This window comes from Marinobacter sp. (assembly GCF_041595835.1).
Taxonomy (GTDB): Bacteria; Pseudomonadota; Gammaproteobacteria; order Pseudomonadales; family Oleiphilaceae; genus Marinobacter.
The window spans coordinates 33,126-39,227 of sequence record NZ_JBFHJO010000023.1; the positions used below are offsets into that span (position 1 = coordinate 33,126).

General features: G+C 50.2%; 4 protein-coding genes. 2 read left to right on the forward strand and 2 right to left on the reverse strand.

What is annotated here, in order from left to right; all coding sequences use genetic code 11:
* Nucleotides 1-37: 37 nt before the first annotated feature.
* Nucleotides 38-430 (forward strand): PilZ domain-containing protein, encoded by a 393-nt coding sequence (locus ABYA77_RS09320; protein ID WP_372965687.1) that lies wholly within the window; start codon nucleotides 38-40, stop codon nucleotides 428-430.
* Nucleotides 421-2,928, forward strand: coding sequence for an alpha-glucan family phosphorylase (gene glgP / locus ABYA77_RS09325; protein WP_372965688.1), 2,508 nt, complete (start codon nucleotides 421-423; stop codon nucleotides 2,926-2,928). Before ABYA77_RS09320 ends, glgP begins: the two co-directional genes overlap by 10 nt.
* Here the strand turns inward: glgP and ABYA77_RS09330 are convergent, their stop codons facing one another.
* Together ABYA77_RS09330 and nhaD are read right to left on the reverse strand one after the other, a co-directional pair.
* Complete coding sequence (locus ABYA77_RS09330) at nucleotides 2,929-4,347, reverse strand: TrkH family potassium uptake protein (protein ID WP_372965689.1); 1,419 nt, start codon at nucleotides 4,345-4,347, stop codon at nucleotides 2,929-2,931.
* Between the two features lie 298 nt (nucleotides 4,348-4,645).
* Complete coding sequence (gene nhaD / locus ABYA77_RS09335) at nucleotides 4,646-5,899, reverse strand: sodium:proton antiporter NhaD (RefSeq protein ID WP_372965690.1); 1,254 nt, start codon at nucleotides 5,897-5,899, stop codon at nucleotides 4,646-4,648.
* Nucleotides 5,900-6,102 lie beyond the last annotated feature (203 nt).

Sequence of the window (6,102 nt, forward strand, 5' to 3'; positions counted from 1 at the left end):
GGAATCAAGTTGGCAATTTGATAACGGGCTATAAGTAATGAGAACGCTATACAACGACGAGGGGTGCCAGATGGAACACCGGTTAAGTCAGCGAATCGAAGGAGAGTTGCCGATACTGGTCTACAAACGAGGCCTGCCTGTCGCTACGGGAAAGATCCAGGATGCCTCAAGTCGAGGAGTCTTCCTGGCCACTGAATTTACAGGTGTCCGCCTGAACCAGACGATTCAACTGGCATTCCGGCTACCCGAAGAACAACAGACTCACCATACCCTTACTGCTCATGTTGTTCGCAGAGCTGAGGATGGTCTGGGCCTTGATTTTGATGGTGCAGACAACGATGCCCGGGTGATTTCCGAACTTCTAACCTGGTTGCATGCCCACGTGACCAGAGATGCGGCAACTCCAACTGGCGCACCACCATGCCACTAGCCGCATACACCATGCGTACGCTGCCTGAAAAGCTCGCAGGGCTCAGTTCTTTAGCTCTGGATCTCAGGTGGAGCTGGCATCATGGCAGCGATCAGCTTTGGCGATCACTTGATGAAAACACCTGGGAGGCCACTCACAACGCTTGGCTGGTCCTGAACGGTGTTTCAGATGAACACCTACTGGCGCTATCCAAAGACCCTGAATTCCTGGCGGTATACCAACAACAGGTTACTCGTCAGAAAGCATTTGCTCACGCTGACACTTGGTATTCTGAACACTGTAATCAGACGTTGGGTGAGGGCGTGGCCTGGTTCTGCATGGAATACGGACTTTCAGAATCATTGCCCATATACAGCGGAGGACTTGGCGTACTGGCTGGCGATTTCCTGAAAACGGCTAGTGATCTTGGTGTTCCCGTCATGGCTGTCGGGTTGCTGTACCAGCAAGGGTATTTTCGACAAGCTCTGACTACAGACGGCGACCAAATAGAATTCCACCCCTACAACGATCCGACCATGCTCCCGCTGTCTCCCTTGCAGGACAGTAACGGAGAATGGGCCAGAGTGACGGTTCCATTTCCCGGCAGGGAAGTACATTTACGTGCCTGGAAAGGGCAAGTAGGACGGTGTGAACTGCTGCTTCTGGACAGTAATGATCCACGAAACGAGCCGGGTGACCGGGGTATCACCAGCGAGCTTTATAGCGGTAATCCGGAAAAACGGCTCCAACAGGAAATGGTACTGGGTATTGGCGGCTGGCGTCTGCTTGAATTACTGAAACGAGCACCAACGTTGTGCCACATAAACGAAGGACACAGTGCCCTGGCTCTGGTTGAACGCGCCCATCAGTGGCAACGAGAGAACGGCTCGGAGTTCACCGTTGCCCGAATGGCTACCAGAGCTTCCAACCTTTTTACGACCCACACTTCGGTAACCGCTGGATTTGACCGGTTTCCGGCTAACCTTGCCGAGCTTTATCTTGGTCCCTGGCTTGCCGAGAACAGCAACAACCTGGACACATTGATGGAGGTTGCCAGGGCAGGTGACGACGGCCTGCTGAACATGGCGGGCTTAGCGCTGGGAATGAGCGGCCGTTTTAACGGGGTCAGCAAAATTCACCAACAAGTTACTCAAAGTATTTTTCAACCATGGTTTACCCGCTGGCCCAAAGCTGATATTCCGGCGGAATACGTTACCAATGGGGTGCATACGCCTAGCTGGGATTCCCCGGAATCTGATGAAATATGGACGACAGCTTGTGGCCAGAACCGTTGGCGACAAGTCATGGATGAGCCCTGCCCATTAAAATCAATACCCGATACCGCGCTTTGGAAAATGCGCAGGGAGCAACGCAAGCGGCTGATCAGTTACCTGCGCAAGCGCTTACACAGCCAGCATTGTGAGCATAGCTATAGTAAAAGCAGAGATGCAGCCTGCGGTTTACTGCTGGACTCTGAAACCCTGACACTGGGTTTTGCACGACGCTTTACTGAATACAAGCGACCAGACTTACTTCTAAGCGACCCCAAGCGGCTCATTAAGCTGCTGACCAACCGAGATCGTCCACTGCAAATAGTTCTGGCGGGTAAAGCACACCCTCATGATCAAGTGGGGAAATCGATAATCAAACACTGGAAATCATTCTCTATGCTGCCCGAAATTGAAGGCAGGATCGTTTTTATAGAGGATTATGACCTTGCTGTAGCTAACCAGTTGATCCAGGGTGTGGACGTATGGCTAAACACGCCACGCCACCCCTGGGAGGCCTGTGGCACCAGCGGTATGAAAGTGCTGGTCAACGGCGGCCTGAACCTTTCCCAATACGATGGCTGGTGGGCTGAAGCCTGGACCCCCGACGTCGGCTGGGCCATACGTTCAAACGCAACATTTGAAGAGCTGAGCCAGACAGACAGGCACGACGAAGCCGATGCCGAGGAGCTATATAAAATTCTTGAGCAGCAGGTAATTCCCGAATTCTATAATCGTGATTCAGAAGGATTACCCACCAGATGGTTGCAGCGAATTCGGGCCAGTATGAATCAGCTGACGTCCCGGTATTCAGCTAACCGGATGGTTCGGGAGTATGTAACCGACTTTTACCTTCCAATGATCAACTCAGGCTCTCAGCGGACTTACGAATATGTACAGGAGCTACTGAAAACAAAGGACAATATCAGCCAACATTGGCCAAAACTGAGATTTGGTGAACTTCGTAGCGAGGAATGCGACGGCGAGAGACTGTTTTTTCTGGATGTCTATCTGGATGGCCTGAGCAAAGAACAAGTGGCGGTAGAGATCATGGCCGAAGCCTCTGAGCTGGGGCCAAGAATCGTCCGGCCCATGGTTATAAGCCATCAAATGGCAGGAGCAGACCACACCTATCAGTTTAAAGCTCGCGTACCTGATCGCCCGTTTGAACACTTCACACCGAGAATCCGGGTAAATGATGAACGACTGAACCTGCCCCTGGAGGACAGCCACATACTCTGGTACCGGTAATCAACCGCGCCAGAAGCCCGGTGAAAGTACAATTACCACACTCAGTATTTCCAGACGTCCCATCAGCATTCCTACCGATAGAATCCATTTTGCAGCATCCGGCAGGGGGCCGAATGTGCCCGCAGGGCCAATAATGTCACCCAGGCCAGGACCAACGTTAGTCAATGACGTCAAGGCACCTGATAAAGACGTGATGAAGTCTAGCTGCAACGAGGCCAGAAGTACTGTTATCACCAACAGACACAGCAGGAACATAAATGTATAAGCAATCATCGAAGATATGATTTCATCACTGACTGCGCGTCCGTTGTAGTTCCGGGTAAACACTGCCCGCGGGTGCAGCAGACGCATAAGCTGCTCGCGAAGAACAATGAGCGAAAGCTGAAATCGAAAAATTTTCATACCTCCGGCCGTTGATCCGGAACAACCGCCCACAAACATTAAAAAGAAGAAAACAACAAAGGCCAGTGGCCCCCAGGCAGAATAATCCTCAGAGGCATACCCGGATGTGCTGATGACGGACGTAACGTTGAAGAGCGCAGAAACGTAGTTGTGGAGCGGGTCGAAATGCACGGGTGAAACCCACCAGCGATAAAGCGTAAGAAGAACCGGCACCGTGAAGAGAATCGCCAGAAACAGACGCACCTGACGATCCCGGAACAGCGCGCCACGTTGCCCATGAAGCTCCCTGACAAATAAGAAAAACGGCAAACTGCCGAGCATCATAAAAAACGATGCCTCAAGAAGTATCACATCGTCGAACTTACCCATCGACTGGTCAGAGGTAGAGAAACCACCCGTCGCTATACTCGTCAGGCCGTGGTTGAACGCATCAAACAGAGACATGCCGGACAGCCAGTAAGTCGCCACTGCAAGCGCGGTGAATGAACCGTAAACCACCAACAACCCGCGACTCAGTGTCTTCATCCTGGGGAGAGCTTTGTCCGTCCACTCAGAAGACTCCGTAGCAAACAATCTCATGCCACCAACTCTTAAAAACGGAAGAACCGCGACGAACATACCGATAATCCCGATACCTCCCAACCACTGAAGGATTGAGCGCCACAACAATAAGTCCTTATCAAAATTATCGAGACCGCTAAGTACCGTTGCCCCAGTGGTCGTAATGCCCGAGGTGCCTTCAAAAATTGCATCCGCTGCGGAGATGCCATTGTCGCTTAAGTAGAAGGGGAGGGATGAGAGAATCGAAATAATAAACCAGCTGGAAACCGTCAACACAAACATGTACCGGGGTTTCAGATCTTTCGATCTGCTGCGCGTAGCAAGTACACCGATAAGCCCAAGGCAGCAAACAATGGCCGCCGATTCGAGAAAGGCCGTAGCATTGGGTGCACCGGTTGGTGTTGCGTAAAGCAGAATAACCGGTAACGTCATGAATATACTAAGAAGTATAAACATGATGCTAACAATAAAAATGACGGGAGTAAGGTTTCTCAAGAGGCGCCCAAAACAGCTGACAGTGAGAAGGCGAAGGATACCCCCGGCGCAGGGCTTCCGCAAGGAAGTAGGGCGCTCATAGCAGGATTACCGGGAAATTAAATGAATGTAAATTCCGGGCAAATTCGGGTTTCGGCTATAGCCAACGGGATCTACTTGCCGCAAGTTACTAACAAGAGGCAAAAAATCCCCCCATTATTGTTCATTCTTCTATGGCGCCGGTTTAAACGTCAAAATGGCTCAGAACCTGTCCGGCAACTTATCCGCTTATAAACATACCCAACACCAGTACGCCGCAATAGCCTAACGTATACGCAACCAACAGATGCAGCGCGAAACGCATGTAAGCTGCAAACGTCAGGCCTTCGATTTTACTCATAGCGACAATACCTGCAGCAGAACCAATAACCAGTAGCGAACCGCCCACACCAACCGCATAGGTTAGCCCCATCCATTCTGCCGGAGTCATGTCGATTCCCGCTTTAAGCAAGGCAGCTGTTAGCGGCACGTTGTCGATTACTGCAGAGAAAATGCCCATCAGATAATTGGCATAAACCGGCGGTAGTACATCGTAAACAGCCACCAGCGAATCCAGTGCGTGGATTTCCTTGAGCATTCCCACCAGCAACAAAATACCCAAAAAGAACAAAAGCGTTTCAAACTCGATAACCCTGATGTATTCGAGAATGGGGTCCAGATCGTTGTCATCGCTCATAAAGCGGGATACCAGGAACATAATCGATAAACCGAACAGGAAGGTAAGCACGGGAGGAATGCTGAAAAGAGCGTTACCCGTGATTGTTCCGATAATCGTGATTAAAAACAACGCGGCAATGACGGCATCAACCGTGCGTACATCGTTGGAATTTCCCTTGAGTATCACCGTGCCATCAAGCCCCCGGGAAAGCAGTACCGCCAGAATAAAAACAGTGATTGAAGCTGGGATCGCCAGGGTTAGCAAAGTAAGAATCTCAACCTTTTCTGCCAGGAAAATCATCAGAGTGGTCACGTCACCAGTAATAAGCGAAACACCACCAGAGTTCACCGCAAAAACAACCAAAACAATAAATTGCAGCCGTTTCTTAAAGTCAAGATTCAAGGAAAGAATCAGCGAACAAGACACCAGCGTTGCCGTTATATTGTCTGCCAGAGACGAAAATACGAAACAGAACAAGCCGGTTAAAAACAACAAGCGACGCTCAGTAACCTGACGGGGCATGATCAGATAGATCATGTTTTCTATCATCCCTTTCTTATTCAGATAGGCCACGAACGTCATCGCTGCAACAAGAAACAGCCATAGGCCCGCAATTTCAGCAATGCTTTCGGATAATCCGGCCTCAATAGCAACCGTTTCATCGGGACTATTACTGAACAGAAAGAGAAGTACCCAGCTCAGCGTGCCAAAGAACAAAGTGGTTTTGGCTTTGTTTACCTGAATAGCTTCTTCAAAGATAACGCCAAGCAGCGCCAGAATAGCGAGGGAAACCAGAACAGCGTCAAGGGCGGACATGGGCAGATCCTGATACGGCAATGAAAAACGTAAGGCTAGGAGCCTAAGGAAAGTTGGTCAGGATTTTAGACCTTTACGGTGGTTCAGGCTACAAGCCATAGCTTACACATACGGTATTTAACATAATATACATTATGCGCAGTACGGTATCCGTTAGACTGACATTATTTAGGTTTGGTCGCAAAGCGTACGTCCAGATTGAC

Coding starts and splice junctions, on each gene's coding strand:
- ABYA77_RS09320 (WP_372965687.1), top strand. CDS start 38: ATGAGAACGCTATACAACGACGAGGGGTGCCAGATGGAACACCGGTTA.
- glgP (WP_372965688.1), top strand. CDS start 421: ATGCCACTAGCCGCATACACCATGCGTACGCTGCCTGAAAAGCTCGCA.
- ABYA77_RS09330 (WP_372965689.1), bottom strand. CDS start 4,347: ATGTTTATACTTCTTAGTATATTCATGACGTTACCGGTTATTCTGCTT.
- nhaD (WP_372965690.1), bottom strand. CDS start 5,899: ATGTCCGCCCTTGACGCTGTTCTGGTTTCCCTCGCTATTCTGGCGCTG.